This is a genomic window from Alcaligenes sp. GCM10023179 (assembly GCF_042653705.1).
In the GTDB taxonomy this organism is placed as follows: Bacteria; Pseudomonadota; Gammaproteobacteria; order Burkholderiales; family Burkholderiaceae_B; genus Alcaligenes; species Alcaligenes phenolicus.
In genome coordinates, this window is record NZ_JBHSIQ010000001.1 from 608,668 (window position 1) to 626,405 (window position 17,738).

The window sequence follows — 17,738 nt, forward strand, 5'->3', positions numbered from 1 at the left end:
TTGCGTGTATTCCCTATTCTTTGAAATGTTCATTTCGTAAATATTCAAATATGGATAAAACTGACTTAAAAATATTGGATGCCTTGCAGCTGGATGGCCGAGCCTCGGCTCAGCAGGTCTCCGAGCAGGTGGGTTTGTCCACTGCGCCCGTGTGGCGGCGCATCAAAAATCTGGAAAAAAACAAGGTTATCCAAGGCTATTATGCGCGCGTGGATCGCCGTCAGGTGGGACTGCAAAGTTGCATGTTTACCCAGATCAGTCTGGACCGTCACTCGGGTGAAATAGTCGATAACTTCATTCGTGCCGTGCGCGATGCGCCCGAGATTCTGGAATGCCACGCCGTGACTGGCGATGCGGATTTTCTGCTCAAGATCATGGTGCCCAGCGCGGAGTCCTACGACGATTTCCTGCATCGCTTTCTGTTCAATATGCCGGGCGTGCGTCAAACCCGTACGATTGTGGCCATGCGTGAAATCAAAAACGTGACCCGACTGCCTTTGCCACTTTGAAGCATCTTGTTATGGGGTAATACAAGCGCCTTCGGGTAGAATAATCAGGATTCGCCGGCCTGTGGTGGGTCGGTATGTACGCATGAAGGACGGGGTTTTATGACGAAGGCGAATATCTTGCGACGCACTTCCTGGGTTGCTGTGCTGGCTACTGTGTTTTTAAGCGCCTGCGCGGTCAAGGCGCCGGCTCCCGAGCCTGCTGCACAAGCGGCTGCCAAGCCTGTCCATCCTGCATGTCAGCCTGCTGCGGCGGGGGACCAACTGGCTGGTAACTGGCTAAGCAAGCACCGCCAGAAAGGCGTGGTTGGCGAGCTGCGTACCTTGTTCACCTTGCAAACTGACGGCTCCATGGCGTACACCGAACAGGTCAAGCGCCCCAACAAGCCTTCGCAAGGCTTGAACGAAAGCGGTTGCTGGGTGCGCAAGGGCAACGACTTGCAAATCAGCACGCAAGAATCCAATGGGGTCACAACCGAACCGGGCGACCCGATTTATGAAAACCACTACAACATCGTCAGCCTGACAGCCCGCAATCTGGTGCTGCGTGACCAAAGTGGTACCACCTATCGCTTGACCAGAATGTCGCCTGGCTACCGCCTGCCATTCTGATCTCTGCTTGCTTGAATGATTCCTGGCCGTCCTGGGGGCGGCCAGTTTTTTGTCTGTTTCTTTTGCTGGACGCTCCATGGCTCTGCGCGCGACGATTTATAAAGCTGAACTTAATGTGGCCGATAACGACCGGGCCTACTACGGCAGTCATACCCTGACGCTGGCCCGTCACCCCTCCGAGACCGAAGAGCGTCTGATGGTGCGTTTGTTGGCTTACGGTTTGTATGCGCAAGCGGACGAAGCCTTGAGCTTTTCGCGCGGGCTAAGCGACTCGGACGAGCCCGCCTTGTGGGAACATGATCTGGGCGGCAATTTGCTGCATTGGCTGGAGGTAGGCCTGCCGGACGATAGACGTCTGATCAAAGCCAGTGGCCGTGCTGACAAAGTGACGGTGCTGGCCTATGGCCGCAATGTCTCCGTCTGGTGGAGTGGCATCAAGGACAAGATCAGCCGCGCCCGCAATATACAGGTCTATGCGCTGGATACCGCCGGGACTGACGCCTTAGCCGCCCTGGCCGAGCGTGGCATGACCATCAATCTGAATGTCCAGGATGGCACGGTCTGGGCCAGTAGCGATAAGGGCGAAGCGACAATTGAAATCAGCCACCTGAATGCGGCTGTTTGATATGAGCCAACTGCTTGCAACGAAGTAACCTGGCTCGCCGGAGCCAAAGAGCATCGGGCAAGTGGCGTTGGAGTCGGCCTTAGGTGGTATGCAGGTTTAACGTCGATAGACGAGCCATCGAGCCGATGTCAGGGTACCAAGCAAAAAGAAGGGCATCTCGAATGAGATGCCCTTTATGTAAGCCTTAGCTATAACGCTTACAGCCCAGCCAAACGTCCCAACACCTTGTCGCGTCCAACCAAAGCCAGCACCGCATCCACCGCAGGCGTCTGCTTCTGTCCTGTCACTGCCACGCGCAAAGGAATCGCCAGCTTGGGCATTTTCACCTCGTGATCCGCCAGAACTTGCTTGATCAAAGCGGCCAGATTCTCTGTATTCCACTGCGGCAAGCTAATCGCCTTGCTGGCAAAATCACGCAGCAAAACACGCGCTTCCGGCGTCAATACCTCGGCCATCAGCTCATCGCTGGCGGGCTCGAAAGGACGGCAGAACAGCAAAGCACCTTCAGCCAGCTGATTCAAAGTCTCGGCACGGTCTTTCAACAAACCCATGATGCCGGGCAAATCCTGACCATCCGTCTTGCCACCCAAGGCCTCAATACGGGGAGCCACACGCTTGGCCAGATCCGCATTGTCACTGGCCTTGATGTAATGGGCGTTCACCCAGTTCAACTTCTTGGGATCCCACTGCGAAGCCGACTTGCTCAGACTGCGCGTATCAAACCATTCCACCAACTGCTCGCGGGTGAACAGCTCGTCATCACCGTGACTCCAGCCCAAACGGGCCAGGTAATTGATCATGGCTTCAGGCAGATAACCGTCCTTGTCGTAATCCATGATGCTGACCGCACCATGACGCTTGGACAGCTTCTCGCCATCAGGACCCAGAATCATGGGCACGTGACCGTACTCAGGCAAAGTCGCGCCCAAAGCCTGCAAAATCACAATTTGACGTGGCGTGTTGTTCACGTGATCGTCACCGCGAATCACATGAGTGATCGCCATGTCCCAATCGTCCACCACCACGCAGAAGTTGTACGTAGGCGTGCCGTCCGGGCGGGCAATGACCAGATCGTCCAGCTCGCTGTTATCAAAGCTGATGCGGCCCTTCACCATATCGTCCCAGCTGGTTGCGCCAGACTGCGGGCTCTTGAAACGAACCACAGGCTTGCGATCAGCCGGGATGGCAGGCAACTCCTTGCCAGCCTCAGGACGCCAGGTACCGTCATAACGAGGCTTCAAACCTTGAACACGCGCTTTTTCGCGCATGGCTTCCACTTCCTCGGGGCTGCTGTAGCAGTAATAGGCATGGCCGTCTTTCAGCAGCTGGGCGATGACCTCGCGGTAACGATCCATGCGCTGCATCTGGTAGAACGGACCTTCGTCCGCATCCAGGCCCAACCATTGCATACCATCCAGAATGCCTTGCACCGCCTCGGGGGTGGAACGCTCCAGATCCGTATCCTCAATACGCAGCACAAAAGTGCCTTGATGATGACGGGCAAAGGCCCAGGAGAACAGTGCAGTGCGCGCGCCGCCCAGGTGCAGATAACCAGTGGGCGAGGGGGCAAAACGGGTGCGGATGACGTTGGAAGTAGACGTGCTCATAACTTGTGTGTGGCCTTGACCTTGGGAAGCCCGCATACGGGACCGAATCTGCGTATTTTAACCCAGCACGCCAACTAGGAAAGAACCGCCGCGTAGAACTGTCCTAATGGCCGCTTTCTGTATTGAGTTGATCGAACTGGCGCACCAGTTCCGCCAGCGACCCGGCTTGCATTTTTTGCATCACGCGGGCGCGGCGAACTTTGACCGTCACTTCCTTCACATCCAGCTCGGCCGCGATCTGTTTGTTCAGCAGGCCTTGCACCACCCGCTCAAAGACATCGCGCTCGCCGGCGTTCAGGCTGTCCCAGCGTTGCTGCAAAGTCAGCCGGGTTCTGGCTTCTTCCTTGCGCTGAGCATCAGCAGCCAGAGCCGACTGCACGGCATCAATCAGGGCCTGATCTACAAAAGGCTTGGTCAGAAAATCCCAGGCACCATGCTTGATGGCCTTGACCGCCATATGAATATCGCCGTGGCCAGTAATAAAGATGACCGGCATATGCAGCCCGCGCGATTCCATCTGCAAATGAAAATCCGTGCCGCTTTGCTCGGGCATGCGCACATCCAGCACCAGACAGGCAGGGGCATCAGATAAAGGATGCGCCAGAAAGTCTCGAGTAGAGGCAAAGCTCAGCGCGTTCAAGCCTACGCTGGCCAGCAAATCGTCCAGGGCAGCGCGAACGGACGGGTCATCATCAATGATGTAGACGGTGGGCGTGTTCAGAGAGGAATCCAGATTTTCTGTCATGGCGCCAAAGGTAAGGTGAAATGAAAGGCAGCACCGCCATCGGCTTGGTCAGTGGCCCAGATATGGCCGTTATTGGCATCAATAATGGTGCGGCTGATGGTCAGGCCCAGGCCCAGGCCGCTTGCCTTGGTGGTCCAGAAGGTATCAAACAATTGGGACAGCTGCGTGCCTGACAAGCCGGGACCATTATCCTTGATGGAAAACAGCACCTTGTTGGCTTGCGGCTTGTCGCCGGGCAAAACGCTGGTTTCTATGGTGATATGAGCCGCATGATAGTCCGAGGGAGGGGACAGGGCTTCAATGGCATTGAGCAGCAAATTGGCCATCACCTGCTGAATCTGAACCCGGTCGGCAAAGACCTGGGGCAGATCGGACTGCAAGGCCAGACGCAGATCAATATGCTGACGTCGCATCTCGCCACCGGACAGGCTAAGCAGTTCGGTCAGAGCCAGATTCAAATCAAACGCGCTGCTGGTGGGGGCTTCGTTACGGGTAATGCTGCGTACCCGATCCAGCACATCCTTGGCGCGCTGGGCGTCGTACACAATACGCTGCGCGGCAGCCTGTGCCTTCTCGACATTAGGGGGCGAGGCTTCCAGCCAGCGCTGACAGGCGCCCGCGCTGCTGTTGATGGCGGCCAAAGGCTGGCTGACTTCATGGGCAATCGAGGTGCTGAGCTGACCCAGGGTAGTCAAACGGGATAGACGCAGCAAATGCTCGCGTGTCTCATGAGCCGCTGCCTGTACAGACTTGAGCTTCAGCCCCAGATAGGAGGTGATCGCGATGGCAATAATACTTATGCCGGTATTGACCAGGCCCACGTCGTAGTCGCCCGAGCGGGTCAGCAGAAAACTGACCACGGTCAGCACCATGCTGATGGTGGTCAGGGCAACAACTTGCCGTGCCGACAGAAAACGAATCGCTATCAGCAGCAGCGGGGTGTGAAAGACCGCAGCGGCGATAGCGTAGTTGGTGACGGTATCGGCAATGAAGACCAGCGCCATCAAGATGCAAATGCCGGTCAGGGCCAAGGCTCGGTAGGTTTTGCTCGATAGGAAGCGAAGGGGTGGTGTCATATCTTTCGTGTATGGGCCAGGCTGCAGGATGGTGTCTGTCGTGTGGCCATCATATACCCGAGGTTCTTTCAGAATGTGCGTTAAGGCCTGGGCCACCGAAAGGATTTCCGGGGGCCCAGACCTGTCCGACTTAGAACCACTGGCCAAAGCGGCGGATGTACAGCATTTTCATACCCTGTGCGACCAGGCAGTAAGCCAGCAAGGTGCCGACCAGCCATGGGAAGTATTCCCAAGGCAAAGGCTGCAGGCCAACCAGTGCACCGACGCCCGAGAAGGGCAGATAAATACCAATAGCGGCAATCAGGAAGGTCATCAGCATCACAGGCAGGGCTGCGGTGCTTTGGATGAAGGGGATTTTTTGCGTACGCAGCATGTGAACTACCAGAGTCTGCGAGAGCAAGCCTTCAATAAACCAGCCGGACTGGAACAGCGATTGCAGTTCGGGCGTATTGGCGCCAAACACGTACCACATCAGGACAAAGGTGGTGATGTCGAAGATGGATGAGGTCGGGCCAATCCAGATCATGAAGCGGCCAATATTCTTGGCATCCCATTTACGCGGTTTGCGTAGAAAGTCCTTGTCCATGCGGTCCCAGGGCAAAGCCAGCTGGGAGATATCGTAGAGCAGGTTCTGAATCAGCAAGTGGATCGCCAACATGGGCAGGAAGGGGATGAACGCACTGGCCACCAGCACCGAGAACACATTGCCAAAGTTGGAGCTGGCTGTCATGTTCAGGTACTTGATGATGTTGCCAAAGGTCTCGCGGCCTTTGATCACGCCTTCTTCCAGAACCAGCAGGTTCTTTTCCAGCAGGATGATGTCTGCCGATTCCTTGGCAATATCCGTGCCGCTATCCACTGAAATCCCCACGTCGGCATCGCGCAGGGCGGGGGCGTCGTTGATGCCATCCCCCAGAAAACCGACGGTGTGACCATTGGCTTGCAGCGCTTTGAGCACACGTGATTTTTGCAGGGGCGTGAGCTTGGCAAAAACCGAGTGGCGCTCGACAGCGCAACGCAGATCGGGGTCTTGCATCAGCTCGATTTCAGGTCCGAGCAAAGGCTTGCCGGGCTCCAGGCCCACTTCACGGCAGATTTTTGCGGTAATGATTTCGTTATCGCCGGTCAGCACTTTCACGGCTACACCGTGTTCGGTCAGGGCGGCAATGGCTTGGGCAGCACTTTCCTTGGGTGGGTCCAGGAAGGTCAGCAAGCCTTGTACCGTCATCTCGCGTTCATCCTGGGCTTCGTAACGGTTCTTGGCCTGTTCGACAGGAATACGGCGAGTGGCAATCAGCAAGACACGGAAGCCGTCCGAGTTATAGCGGTAAGCCATTTTCAGCAAACGGGCACGTTGCTCGGTATCCAGTGGCAAGCGTTGGTCACCGTCTTGTACGTGGGTGGCAATGCTGAGCATTTCCTCCACTGCCCCCTTGCAGACCATGAGCTGCTCGCCTTGCGGATTTTGCACGACAACTGATAGGCGACGACGCACAAAATCAAAAGGCAGTTCGTCGATCTTGCGGTAGGAGCCGATGGCTTGCAGGGCAGAGGGTGTCTTTTCTGCAAAGCGCAGTACCGCCTGATCCATCAGGTTCTTCACGCCGCTTTGGTGCAGGCTGTTGAGCAGAGCCAGTTCCAGAATGCGGGGGCTGTTGCGATCATCCAGACCCAGATGATGTTCCAGAATGATGCGATCTTGTGTCAGGGTGCCGGTCTTGTCGGTACACAGCACGTCCATGGCACCAAAGTTCTGGATCGCGTTCAGACGTTTGACCACCACCTTGTTCTTGGCCATGGCCACCGCGCCCTTGGCCAGGTTGGAGGACACAATCATGGGCAGCATTTCAGGGGTCAAACCGACGGCAACGGCCAGTGCGAACAGGAAGGCTTCGGTCCAGTCGCCTTTGGAGAAACCGTTGATCAGCAGCACGATGGGCACCATGACCAGCATGAAGCGAATCAGCAGCCAGCTGACGCTGTTAACGCCCCGGTCAAAAGAAGTTTCGGCGCGCGAGCCGACAATGGCTTTGGCCAGCGAGCCGAAATAGGTCTTGGCACCGGTGGCCACAACCACTGCCGTGGCCGTACCGCTGACTACGTTGGTGCCCATAAAGCACATATTGTTCTGTTCCAGCACACCGGCCTGGGAACTGGAAGCAGAGGCACTCTTGCTGCTGACGGCGCTAAAGACATCGTACTTTTCAACAGGCAGGGCTTCACCTGTCAGGGCGGCCTGGCTGACGAACAAGTCGCGGGACTCTATCAAGCGCAAGTCTGCCGGGATCATGTCCCCAGCCGACAGGCGCACAATATCGCCGGGCACGATCTGGCTCATGGGGATTTCGCGCATGACCGTAGCGCTGGACACGGTAGAGCGTCGTTGTACGCTGGCGGTGGTACGAACCATGGCTTTCAGAGCCTGGGCAGCTTTGCCGGAACGGTACTCCTGCCAGAAACGCAGCAGGCCGCTCAAGGTGACCATGACCACAATAATCAGCACGCCGGTGTAGTCCACGTCTTCGCCCGAGCGCATGGGCAAGATGATGTCGGTGACAGCGCTGACGGCGGCCAGCACCATCAGGACCGCAATAAAGGGATTTTTAAAGGCCAGCGCCAATTGAATCAAGGCGTGGGCGGGCTTGTCCCGGGCGACCTCGTTAGGGCCGTATTCGGTCAGGCGGCTCAAGGCTTCGGCGTCGGTCAGGCCATTCAGATTGGCTTGTACAGAGGCCAGGGTCGTCTCCAGGCTAAGCCCGGTTTCGGTGGCCGTGCGCAGCTTGGCGTCGTAGTCCACTGAACGCAGTGGCGGACGATGTTGTTGAATGCTCATGTAATGCTCCTGGTGTACAGGCGTGACGGTGCTGTCCATCCCAAGAGATGGACACAGCAGGTCCTGCCGACCGGTGTGAGGGTCGGCAAACTAAAGATAAGAACAAGCGGATTTAGTAAGCGTCAGGCCAGCGTTTAGTGGCTGGGCAAGGTGCAGCGCCACACTCGCGCTGAGGGTGGTTTGTCACTGTCTGCAATCCAGTGAATTTCTGGTTTGCGACTGGCCGTGTTGATACGCCAGGCAATAGCGGGGCGGCGGCCAGGAACAGCGCGCTCGCGAGGGCAAGGTGTGGCAAGATGCGAACCCGACGAGGTCAGGGCCCGGATCGGTCCAGTATGAATAATGCGGTGCATGGTTGACTCCTGATCGTGCTGCGCAAGCCACATCAGCAGACAACCCGGTGGGTCAGTAGCGTCTGAGGGGCCTGTGCAGCATCTTTCTTCGACTGTCGTCGCTGGACATAGTGTGTTTTTTCCTGTCAGAGAGAACGAAAGGTCCTGCTTTCCGAACGGGTGTTATTTTACGACCTGCAAGCCGCTTTGCGACTGGCTTTGCGCCCGTTTTGCCCAGGCATTGGCGTATGGTTGCTATACGAAAGTATATGAATGGCCCGCCACAGGATAAAAACCGGCTGCATGATGCAAGACAGAGATAGCCAGCCAAGTCTCTTTTATTTGTAGACGGCTGTGCTTAAGATGGGAGAATTCATTATTTTGGTGTGTGGTTTTCTTATGGCGGAACAATCATGGCAGCCCTAAGGCATCGTCTGACAGCATTGTTTGAGCCCCGTTCGGTGTTGGTCGTGTCCACCTTGCCTTTGCCCCTGATCAACGAGATGCCAGCCCGATTGGCTGGGCGGATCACGCAGGCACGGATTACAGCCACGCAAGTGCTGGTGCCCGATCGTCTGGAAGGATTGACCGATACACAGCGCCTGGATCTGGCGCTGGTGTGTATCGAGCCGGTGCGTTTGCCACAGGCCCTGGATGCCATCCGGGTGCATAAGCCACGTGTGGTTCTGTTGCTGCCCTCCAATCTGGCCTCCCGCGATCCTATGGAAGACATGGTGTATGCGCGCTCCTGGGCCCGTATCAATAATTGTCTGGTGCTGGGGCCGCGTGCCTTCGGGATACAACGGCCGCATCTGGGCCTCAATTTAAGTCACGAGCCGCAAATGGCTCTGGCGGGCCGTGTGGCCTTGGTGTCTCAGTCGCGCTCCATCACCTCGGCCTTGATGGACTGGGCTGAAGATGTCAGCCTGGGTTTCTCCGCCATTGTGTCGGTCGGGGACGAGGCCGTTATCGACGTGCCCGAGGTGCTTGAATATCTGGCCATGGACCCGCGCACGGACAGTATTGCGCTGTATCTGGAGCACACACCTGCTTCTCGTCGTTTCACCAGTGCCTTGCACGCCGTGGCGGCCGTCAAACCTGTGGTGGTCCTGAAAGTAGGCGGTCAGCGTCAGCAGGGCGAGGCCCACGAGGCGGTCTTCAATGCCTTGATGCGGCGTGTGGGGGCGGTGCGCATTCGTTATTTTGTGCAACTGTTCTCGGCCCTGAAAGTGCTGGTTTACACCCGCCGTCCCAAAGGGCGGCGTATTGCCTTGTTCTCCAATGGGAATGGGGCCGCGCAGATGGCTTTGGATGTACTGGGTTCGGATGCCGCGGTGACCTGCCCGGAGCTATCGCCCTCTACCCAGCGGGCGCTGGATAATCTGCTGGCTCCTGGCGACCAGGTTCAGAACCCGGTGGTCACTTATGTACCACTGACGCCCATGCGCATCGACTCGGTTATTTCCACCTTGCTGGATGACAAGGAAATTGACGGGGTGCTGGTCTTGCTGACACCGGACCCCTTGGCCGATATGCCGGCGGTATCGCGTGAGCTGGCCATGCTGTCGGCCAGTGCTCGCAAACCCATTATTACGTGCTTGATTGGGGATGCGGATATGCGTCCCCTGCGTCATTTGCTCGATGGTGTGGGGACGCCGGCTTTCCGTACCCCGGACACGGCGGCCAACGCCTTCGATCTGCTGGCCCGCTATCACTACAACCAGCATTTGTCGCAGCAGACCTTGCCGCCTTTGCCGCTGGGCACCTTGCCAGAGGTAGAGCCTGCCCGAGAACTGGTACGCCAGATTCAAAGCGAGCGCCGCGAGGCTAGCGAGCAGGAGTGCCGCGATCTGTTGCGCTACTTCCACGTGCCTGTTGTCGACTTGCGTGTGACGCACGATCAGGGTGAGCCTGATCCCGATGTCCCGCCCATGGGTCTGCGTTTTGAGACCGATGACAAGTTGGGCCCTTACGCCGTCTTTGGTGGGGCCGATCACGCGGATTGGCTTTCCTCATCCTATCCGGCGGTAGAACTACCACCGCTGAACCGCTATCTGGCGCGCCAGTTGGTGGAGCGTAGTCCCTTGTGGCGCAAGAGCTTGTCCTCGCAATTGACGCCTTTGGTGTTGACGCAGCTGTTGCAGGTGCTGGAGCGTCTTTCGGATTTGATGAGCGAGTTGCCCGGCGTGCGCCGTGTGGTGCTGGACCCCATCATGGCGGGCGAGAACAGTCTGTACATCAAGAGCATTTCCATTTCCCTGAGCAAGCAGTCCATGCTGGTACTGCCTGAAACGGCTGGCTATCGCCACATGGCGATTCATCCCTATCCGCGTCACATGATTGAGCGGCGTCAGTTCAAGGATGGGCAGCGCTGGACCTTGCGCCCTATACGTCCCGAGGACGCCGAGGCCTTGCAGACCTTTATGCGTGGCTTGTCGGATGAAAGTCGCTACATGCGCTTTGTGTCCATGCTGCGAGAGCTGACTCCACGCATGTTGTCGCGCTACACCCGTATCGACTACGACCGGGAGCTGGCGCTGATCGCTACCGTGCGTTCGCCCAATCCAGATAACCGTAACCATCCCCGTGACGAGATTATTGGGTTTGCCCACTATCTTCGTAATGGCGATGGTCGGGGGGCGGAGTACGCCCTGGTTATCGGGGATGCCTGGCAGCGGCGTGGTCTGGGAGTCATCCTGATGGAGGCGCTGATACAGGCTGCCGCCGAGCAGGGGCTGACCTACATCGACGGCTATGTGCTGGCCTCCAATGCGCCTATGCAAGCTCTGATGAAGCGTCTGGGCTTTCAGAACGATGCGGACCCGGAAGATCCCAGCATGCGTCGTGTCTGGCTGGATCTGGGTGAGACCCGTCGCTCGGATTAGGCACAGGCAGGCCTGTCTGCTTGTCAGGTAAATACCCGTTTAATTGTTCCCCTGATGTCCCGATTCACTCAACGGTGGCGGGACTATGATGCACTCGTGATGGCAGGCAGTACAGCGCTGGAGTGCTGGCTGCCGCCGCATCAATGGATGGTGCCCACCACCGACGGCGCCACATACCGGGGACACAATGATGCGATTGAATCTGGCTGCTTTGCAGCGCTGGGTGCTGGGCTTGTTCTTGATAGGCGGCCTGCTGGCTTGCTCCGGGCAGACAGCGATGCCACCTGAAAAAAACCATTACGAGTTCTCCATGGAGAACGACAGCCTGGAAATGCGCGATGGTGTGCGCTTGGCGGTGACGTATTATCGGCCATCGGTTAAAACACCGGGTGAAACCTTCCCGGTCATTCTGGAGATGCTGCCTTATCGCAAGGACGACTTCTTCGCGCTGGGTGACTACGAGTACGGCTCTTATTTTGCCAAGCGGGGCTATGTGCTGGCGCGGGTTGATGTGCGTGGCACAGGTGGCAGCTCTGGCCCTGTCCCTGTCAGCGAGTATTCCGCTGCCGAGATTGCCGATGCCGAGGAGCTGATCGATCAGTTGTCTCGCAAGAGCTGGTCCAATGGCAAGGTGGGTATGTACGGCCTGTCCTGGAGCGCCTTCAACTCCTTGATGACGGCTCACAGAAAACCGCCAGCACTCAAGGCCATTATCGCGGCGCACGGTTCTACCGATCTGTTTTACAACGACGTTCACTATATTGATGGTGCCTTGCATATTGACTCCTATGCGCACCAGATTGATACCGATAACGCCATGCCGCAAAGCCCGGATTATCGGATTGACCAGGAGTATTTCAAGAACCGTTTTGACCGCGAGCCCTGGATTTTTACCTGGCTGCGTCAACAACAGGACGGCGATTTCTGGCGTGCCGAGTCCCTGGCCTTCAAAAAGCAGCCTTTGGAAGTCCCGGCCTATTTGATTGGTGGCTTGCTGGATGGCTATCGTGATTTTGCGCTGGATGTCAGTCGAACCTCGAAAGCGCCTGTAATTGTGGAAATGGGGCCCTGGAACCACGCCTGGCCAGAATATGGCGTGCCTGGCCCGAATTATGAGTGGCGCGAGAAGGCGGTGCGCTGGTGGGACTACTGGCTTAAAGACATAGATACCGGAATTCTGGATGAACCGCGTCGGATGGCCTTCATGCGTACCGGCCATGCTCCCGCTACCGATCGGACCAGCGTGCCCGGTTATTGGCGCTGTGATCCGCAATGGCCGGTGGAAGGCGCGCGGACTCAACGTCTGCATCCTCAGGCCGGACACCAGCTGGCTGCTATTTCTCCTGCCTCCGGTTTGGCTCAGACCTTGCGTTACAAGGCTGGAGCGGGTTTGGCTGGTGGTGGCTGGTGGGGTGAGCAAACGGGCGATATGGCTGCCGATGATGCACATAGCCTGGTGTATGACTCCGCGCCCTTGAGCGATGCCATGGAAATCATGGGTATGCCTAAGGTACGTCTGAAGGTCGCGGCTGATGCGCCTTTCTATCAATGGACAGTGCGACTGGAGGATGTGGCCCCGAATGGGCAGGTTTCTTTGGTCAGCGGGGCAATCATCAACCCTTCCCAGCGTATCTCGCGTCTGGAACCACAGCCCTTGGTGCCGGGTAAGGCCACCAATTTGGAAACCTCCATTCACTTCACTACGTGGCGTTTCAAGCCGGGCCATCGTATCCGCCTGGCGGTGAGCAATGCGCAGTTCCCCATGGTCTGGCCCAGCCCGACGCCGGGTGTCACCAGTCTGTTTCCGGGTGCGGATACCTGGGTAGACCTGCCCGTGGTGCCTGTGCGGGAGCAGGGTACGCAGGCTTGCGTCATGTCGCCACCCCAGGCGAGTGAAGCGGCTCCTTTCGGCCGCACTATTGACGGGGATGGCCCCGTGTTCAGCAGTGTTCGTAATGAAGCTACGGGCGATTCGACGTTCACCACCAGCAATGAGCTTAGCTGGGTGCTGCATGACAATTTGTACCGCTCCGAGGAGATGTATCGCTGGGAGGTCAATGATGCTACGCCTGCCAAGGCGCGCTATCAGGGTGATCGGCGCAATGTCTTTACGATCAAGGGGCGGGAGATTGATATGTCAGCCCAGGCTCGGATCGAGTCCGACGAATCGTATTTCTACCTGACTTTCACGCGGGTGCTGAAAGAGGATGGGGTGCAGGTTCGGGAAAAGACCTGGCAAGAGCGTATTGCTCGGATCTATCAATGAAAAGCTGAATAAGAAACGCCGCTGTGATTGCAGCGGCGTTTTTTTGTCTTGTGCTCTGATTAGCGCAGTACCTGTTTCAGGAAGTGGCCAATCGCGCTGATTTCTTCCGGGCAAACAGCATGGGGCATGGGGTAGACATTCCATTGCACCTGATAGCCCATGGCTTCCAGTTGCTGACGGCTGGCTTCGGCACGTGTCAGAGGCACGACCGGATCCATGCTGCCATGCGCCATGAAAATAGGCGTGTTCTGATTGGCCTGATGACGTTCTTTTTCCACCGCTGCCGCCAAAGGCAGGTAACCGGACAGGCACAGCATGCCAGCCAGACGCTCTGGCAAGCGCAAGCCGGTTTGCAGCGTCATGGCACAGCCTTGCGAGAAACCGGCCAGAACAATATTTTCCGTGGGAATGCCGCGAGCGTTTTCGCGGGCAATCAGGTTCTGCACTTCGATCTGCGATTGGCGCAGGCCGCTTTCGTCCTCGTGGCGCACCAGGTCCGCCACATAAATGTCGTACCAGGAACGCATGGCCATGCCGCCGTTAATGGTGACGGGCTGGATGGGGGCGTGCGGGAAAATGAAACGAATAGCGGGGGCGTTTTGCAGGCCCAGCTCTGGCACGATAGGGGCGAAATCGTGGCCGTCAGCGCCTAAGCCATGCAGCCAGATAACAGCGTGCTGAGGGTTGGCACCGGTTTCAATCTCAATCGACTCAAGCAGAGGGTTCATGCGGACTCCGAAAGATCTACCAAGGTCTTGATGTACTGGTACAGGGCGCGGTAGTGCTTGCGCTGTGGGTCCTGGCCTTGTACCAGTGTGGAATTTTTCTCGGCTTCTTTGCGTGCGGCACGAATCAGGGTGCGCAATTGCTGGATATCGGCGCCGGAAAATTCATTCATGAATTCGGTCAGAGCGTCGTCATCACGCAACAACAGGTCGCGTAGCGCTTCCAGCCTGTGCATGGCACGGGTGTCTTCCTTGGAGCCGTTTTCCCAGACGTCCAGTTGTTTCAGGATCGGTTCGGGTTCCACATTGCGCATCAGCTTGCCCACGTAGTGGATTTGACGGCGGCGTCCTTCGCGGGCCGTCGGGCTGATGCGCTTGGCATCCTTGATGGCAGCCATCAAGGGCTCGCCCAGATCAAGTTGTTTGAGTCGGTCGTCCGAGAGCTCAATCAGGCGTTTGCCCAGGTCGAGCAGAGCGTGCATTTCGCGTTTTACCTGCGATTTGCTGGGGCGGTCGTAACCGTTTTCATCGATTTCAGTGCGTGGACGGGCCATAAGAAGTGAAATAGCAAAGATTGTCGCCAATTGGCTATGATAACCGCCTAACCCTCAAAGAGTAGCAATGAGTCATCCAACTATTTCCCAATTGTCGATCAGTGCCAATCAGTTCCAGTTTTGTGAATTGGTGGATGAAGCGCTGCGGCATGCCAAAAAACTGGGCGCCAGTGATGCTGCCGTCGATATTTCAGAAAACAAAGGTCTGGCCGTCTCTGTGCGCCAGATGGAACTGGAAACGGTAGAGCAGACGCAAGACCGCTCCTTGGGTGTGACCGTGTTTGCAGGCCAGCGCAGTGGCTCGGCCTCCACGTCGGACTTTTCGATCAAGGCGCTGCGTGAAACGGTGGAAGCCGCCTGGCATATTGCCCGCTACACCGCTGAAGATCCTTTTGCCGGGCTGCCTGAAAAAGACATGCTGGCGCAAAGCTATCCCGATCTGCACCTGCACCATCCCTGGCTGCTGGACGCGGATCAGGCCGCCAAACTGGCGATTCGTGCCGAGCAGGCTGCGCTGGAGTTGAGTCCTCTGATCAGCAATTCCGAAGGCGCGTCGGTCGATACGCTGGAAGGGCATTTTGTGATGGGTAACAGCCGCGGCTTTCTGGGGGGCTACCCCTATAGCCGTCACTCGCTCAGCGTCAGCCCCATTGCCGGCAAGGGCGACAATATGCACCGCGACTACTGGTACAGCAGCTCGCGTGACCCTTCCCGCCTGGCCAGCCCCGAGTCGGTTGGGCGTTATGCGGCCGAGCGCACTTTGTCGCGCCTGTCGGCCCGCCGTATCCCGACCGGCCGCTATCCGGTGTTGTTTGAAGCCCCGCTGGCTGTGGGCTTGATCGGCTCTCTGGTGCAGGCCACCAGTGGCTCGGCCCTGTATCGCAAAACCAGTTTCCTGCTGGATTCCTTGGGCAAGTCTGTCATGGCCAAGCACATTGACGTGCTGGAGCGTCCGCATATGGCTGCCGCCATGGGCAGTGCACCGTTTGACTCGGAAGGGGTGCGTACCTGCGACCGTGATGTGGTGCGTGGCGGCGAGCTGAAAGGCTATTTTCTGTCTTCCTACGCAGGTCGCAAACTGGGTATGCCTTCTACGGGGAATGCCGGTGGTTCGCACAATTTGCTGCTGAGCTCGCGCCTGACTCGTCCCGAGGACGACCTGGATGCCATGTTGAAGAAAATGGACCGTGGTCTGCTGGTAACCGAGCTGATCGGCCAGGGTATCAATTACCTGACTGGCGACTACTCGCGTGGTGCCTTCGGCTACTGGGTGGAAAATGGCCGCATTCAGCACGCCGTCGAAGAAGTAACGATTGCGGGCAATCTGGCCGAGATGTTTGCGCAGATTGTGGCGGTGGGTGCTGATACCTTTGCGGCTGGCTCCAAGCGTACGGGTTCCATCCTGATCGAGCAGATGTCGGTGGCCGGTTCCTGATTTCTGCTACCTGGAAAACTGGCTTGGCCCCTTATACCTTGCCACGGGCAAGAGGGCGCTCAATAAACAGATGTTTACGGCCTGAGTTCGGAGTCGCTTCCGACTCAGGCCGTTCTCTATGGAGCGCCGTTCAGGTGTTTCAGGTCAAAGACCCGACAATATAGGGCCGGATTTGCGGGATAATCCGGGCTTTCCCAGCCCCCCATTCGGGGCGCGCCAGTGTACTATCCATAGCATAAAAATATTTCCCAGTTATCGAATACCCACAAGGAGGTTATTCATGCAGCGTCGCTCGTTTCTGAAAAAGGCAGGTCTTGGCGCCGTAGCCAGTACCGCCGCTATTGCTGCTCCTGCTATTGCCCAAAGCAATCCCAAGGTTAATTGGAAGCTGACATCGACTTACGGTCCCGCTACCCCGGCTCTGTTTTCGACAGCCCAGTCGTTTTGCAAGATGGTGGAAGAGGCCTCGGACGGCAACTTCAACATCCGTCTGTACCCAGCCGGTGAAATTGTCCCCGGTTTTGGTGTGATGGATGCAGTCAGCAATGGCACGGTGGAGTGCGGTCAGACAGCTTCTTATTACTACTACGGTAAAGACCCCTCGTTCAGCTTTGACACGGCCGTGCCTTTTGGTCTGAATGCCCGTCAAATGAACGCCTGGATGCAGGAAGGCAACGGTACCAAGCTGCTGCGTGAACTGTTTGCCACTCGCAACATCATCAACTTCGCTTTCGGTAACACCGGCACCCAGATGGGTGGTTGGTACCGCAAGGAAATCAACTCTCTGGAAGACCTGAAAGGTCTGAAGATGCGTACGGCCGGTTTTGCTGGCGAAGTGCTGGCCCGCATGGGCGTGGTGCCTCAGCAAGTGCCACCAGGCGATATTTACCCATCGCTGGAAAAAGGCACACTGGACGCCGTGGAATTCGTCGGTCCTGTGGATGACGAGAAACTGGGCTTCCAGAAAGTGGCCAAGTATTACTACTATCCCGGTTGGTGGGAGGGGTCGGCCCAGGTTTCGCTGTACGTGAACGACGCTGCTTTCAATGCACTGCCCAAGCAATACCAGTCCCTGATTGAAATTGCTTCGCGTGCTGCGGGCGAGCGCATGATCTGTCAGTACGACGCCCAAAGCCCAGGCGCCCTGCGTCGCCTGATCGCCAGCGGTGCGGTACTGAAAGCCTTCCCGCGAGACGTGATGGACGAGTCCTTCAAGACCGCCAATATTCTGTACAAGGAGTTCTGCGACAAGGATCCCATGTTCAAGAAGATTCACGACGACTACATGGGCTTCCGTGACGCGATTGTGCCTTGGTTCCGTGTAGCCGAAGGCTCTTACGACAACTACCTGGGCATTGCTCTGGCAAACCAGAAAAAAGGCTGATCTTTGTAGTTGGGACCGGGTAGGCCAGTCTTGTTAACCCCTGTTTTCCACTTGGAAAGCAGGGGTTTTTTATGGGCTTCCCCTCTATGAGAGAGCTCCTGTTTGTGGCAAAAAACCTGTGTTTTTGTGCAAAACCCTAGTGTTATCCACTAT

At 57.1% G+C, this 17,738-nt stretch carries 14 protein-coding genes; 7 read left to right on the forward strand and 7 right to left on the reverse strand.

Going from position 1 to position 17,738, the window contains the following annotated elements; translation table 11 throughout:
* Positions 1–50: 50 nt before the first annotated feature.
* The 3 genes from ACFPDR_RS02710 to ACFPDR_RS02720 all read left to right on the forward strand — a co-directional run bounded on the left by ACFPDR_RS02710 (position 51) and on the right by ACFPDR_RS02720 (position 1,743).
* Entirely contained in the window at positions 51–509 is a 459-nt protein-coding gene (locus ACFPDR_RS02710) for an Lrp/AsnC family transcriptional regulator (RefSeq protein WP_009460635.1), read from the forward strand.
* A 99-nt stretch (positions 510–608) separates the two neighbouring features.
* Positions 609–1,118 carry a hypothetical protein gene (locus ACFPDR_RS02715; RefSeq protein ID WP_026484394.1) on the forward strand — a complete coding sequence of 170 codons (510 nt, stop codon included), beginning with the start codon at positions 609–611 and terminating at the stop codon, positions 1,116–1,118.
* A gap of 76 nt (positions 1,119–1,194) precedes the next feature.
* The gene (locus tag ACFPDR_RS02720; protein WP_009460639.1) at positions 1,195–1,743 is read left to right on the forward strand and encodes a YaeQ family protein; all 549 of its coding nucleotides are present in this window, start codon (positions 1,195–1,197) and stop codon (positions 1,741–1,743) included.
* A 197-nt stretch (positions 1,744–1,940) separates the two neighbouring features.
* Here ACFPDR_RS02720 and gltX read toward each other — a convergent pair whose 3' ends face one another.
* The 5 genes from gltX to ACFPDR_RS02745 form a co-directional block, all read right to left on the reverse strand.
* Positions 1,941–3,350, reverse strand: a complete 1,410-nt coding sequence (gene gltX / locus ACFPDR_RS02725; protein WP_268378975.1) for a glutamate--tRNA ligase — start codon at positions 3,348–3,350, stop codon at positions 1,941–1,943.
* A 103-nt stretch (positions 3,351–3,453) separates the two neighbouring features.
* Entirely contained in the window at positions 3,454–4,095 is a 642-nt protein-coding gene (locus tag ACFPDR_RS02730; RefSeq protein WP_009460643.1) for a response regulator transcription factor, read from the reverse strand.
* Entirely contained in the window at positions 4,092–5,171 is a 1,080-nt protein-coding gene (locus ACFPDR_RS02735) for a sensor histidine kinase (RefSeq protein WP_035270490.1), read from the reverse strand. Before ACFPDR_RS02735 ends, ACFPDR_RS02730 begins: the two co-directional genes overlap by 4 nt.
* 130 nt (positions 5,172–5,301) lie before the next feature.
* Positions 5,302–8,004 (reverse strand): magnesium-translocating P-type ATPase, encoded by a 2,703-nt coding sequence (gene mgtA, locus ACFPDR_RS02740; protein ID WP_226348532.1) that lies wholly within the window; start codon positions 8,002–8,004, stop codon positions 5,302–5,304.
* Positions 8,005–8,138: 134 nt separating this feature from the next.
* A complete protein-coding gene (locus ACFPDR_RS02745; RefSeq protein WP_009460652.1) occupies positions 8,139–8,357 on the reverse strand; it encodes a hypothetical protein in 219 nt (72 codons plus the stop codon).
* A gap of 392 nt (positions 8,358–8,749) precedes the next feature.
* On the opposite strand from ACFPDR_RS02745, the gene ACFPDR_RS02750 reads away from it, so the two are divergent.
* Positions 8,750–11,221, forward strand: a complete 2,472-nt coding sequence (locus ACFPDR_RS02750; protein ID WP_060186673.1) for a GNAT family N-acetyltransferase — start codon at positions 8,750–8,752, stop codon at positions 11,219–11,221.
* Positions 11,222–11,408: 187 nt separating this feature from the next.
* A complete protein-coding gene (locus tag ACFPDR_RS02755) occupies positions 11,409–13,487 on the forward strand; it encodes a CocE/NonD family hydrolase (protein WP_353640143.1) in 2,079 nt (692 codons plus the stop codon).
* Positions 13,488–13,546: 59 nt separating this feature from the next.
* Here ACFPDR_RS02755 and ACFPDR_RS02760 read toward each other — a convergent pair whose 3' ends face one another.
* Entirely contained in the window at positions 13,547–14,215 is a 669-nt protein-coding gene (locus ACFPDR_RS02760) for an alpha/beta hydrolase (RefSeq protein ID WP_026484388.1), read from the reverse strand.
* Positions 14,212–14,766, reverse strand: a complete 555-nt coding sequence (yjgA, locus tag ACFPDR_RS02765) for a ribosome biogenesis factor YjgA (protein WP_009460660.1) — start codon at positions 14,764–14,766, stop codon at positions 14,212–14,214. The genes ACFPDR_RS02760 and yjgA overlap by 4 nt, the downstream gene beginning before the upstream one ends.
* Before the next feature lie 67 nt (positions 14,767–14,833).
* On the opposite strand from yjgA, the gene pmbA reads away from it, so the two are divergent.
* Together pmbA and ACFPDR_RS02775 are read left to right on the forward strand one after the other, a co-directional pair.
* Entirely contained in the window at positions 14,834–16,201 is a 1,368-nt protein-coding gene (gene pmbA / locus ACFPDR_RS02770; protein ID WP_321291289.1) for a metalloprotease PmbA, read from the forward strand.
* Positions 16,202–16,481: 280 nt separating this feature from the next.
* On the forward strand, positions 16,482–17,585 hold the full coding sequence (locus ACFPDR_RS02775; RefSeq protein ID WP_009460663.1) for a TRAP transporter substrate-binding protein: 1,104 nt from the start codon (positions 16,482–16,484) through the stop codon (positions 17,583–17,585).
* The last annotated feature ends 153 nt before the right edge of the window (positions 17,586–17,738 follow it).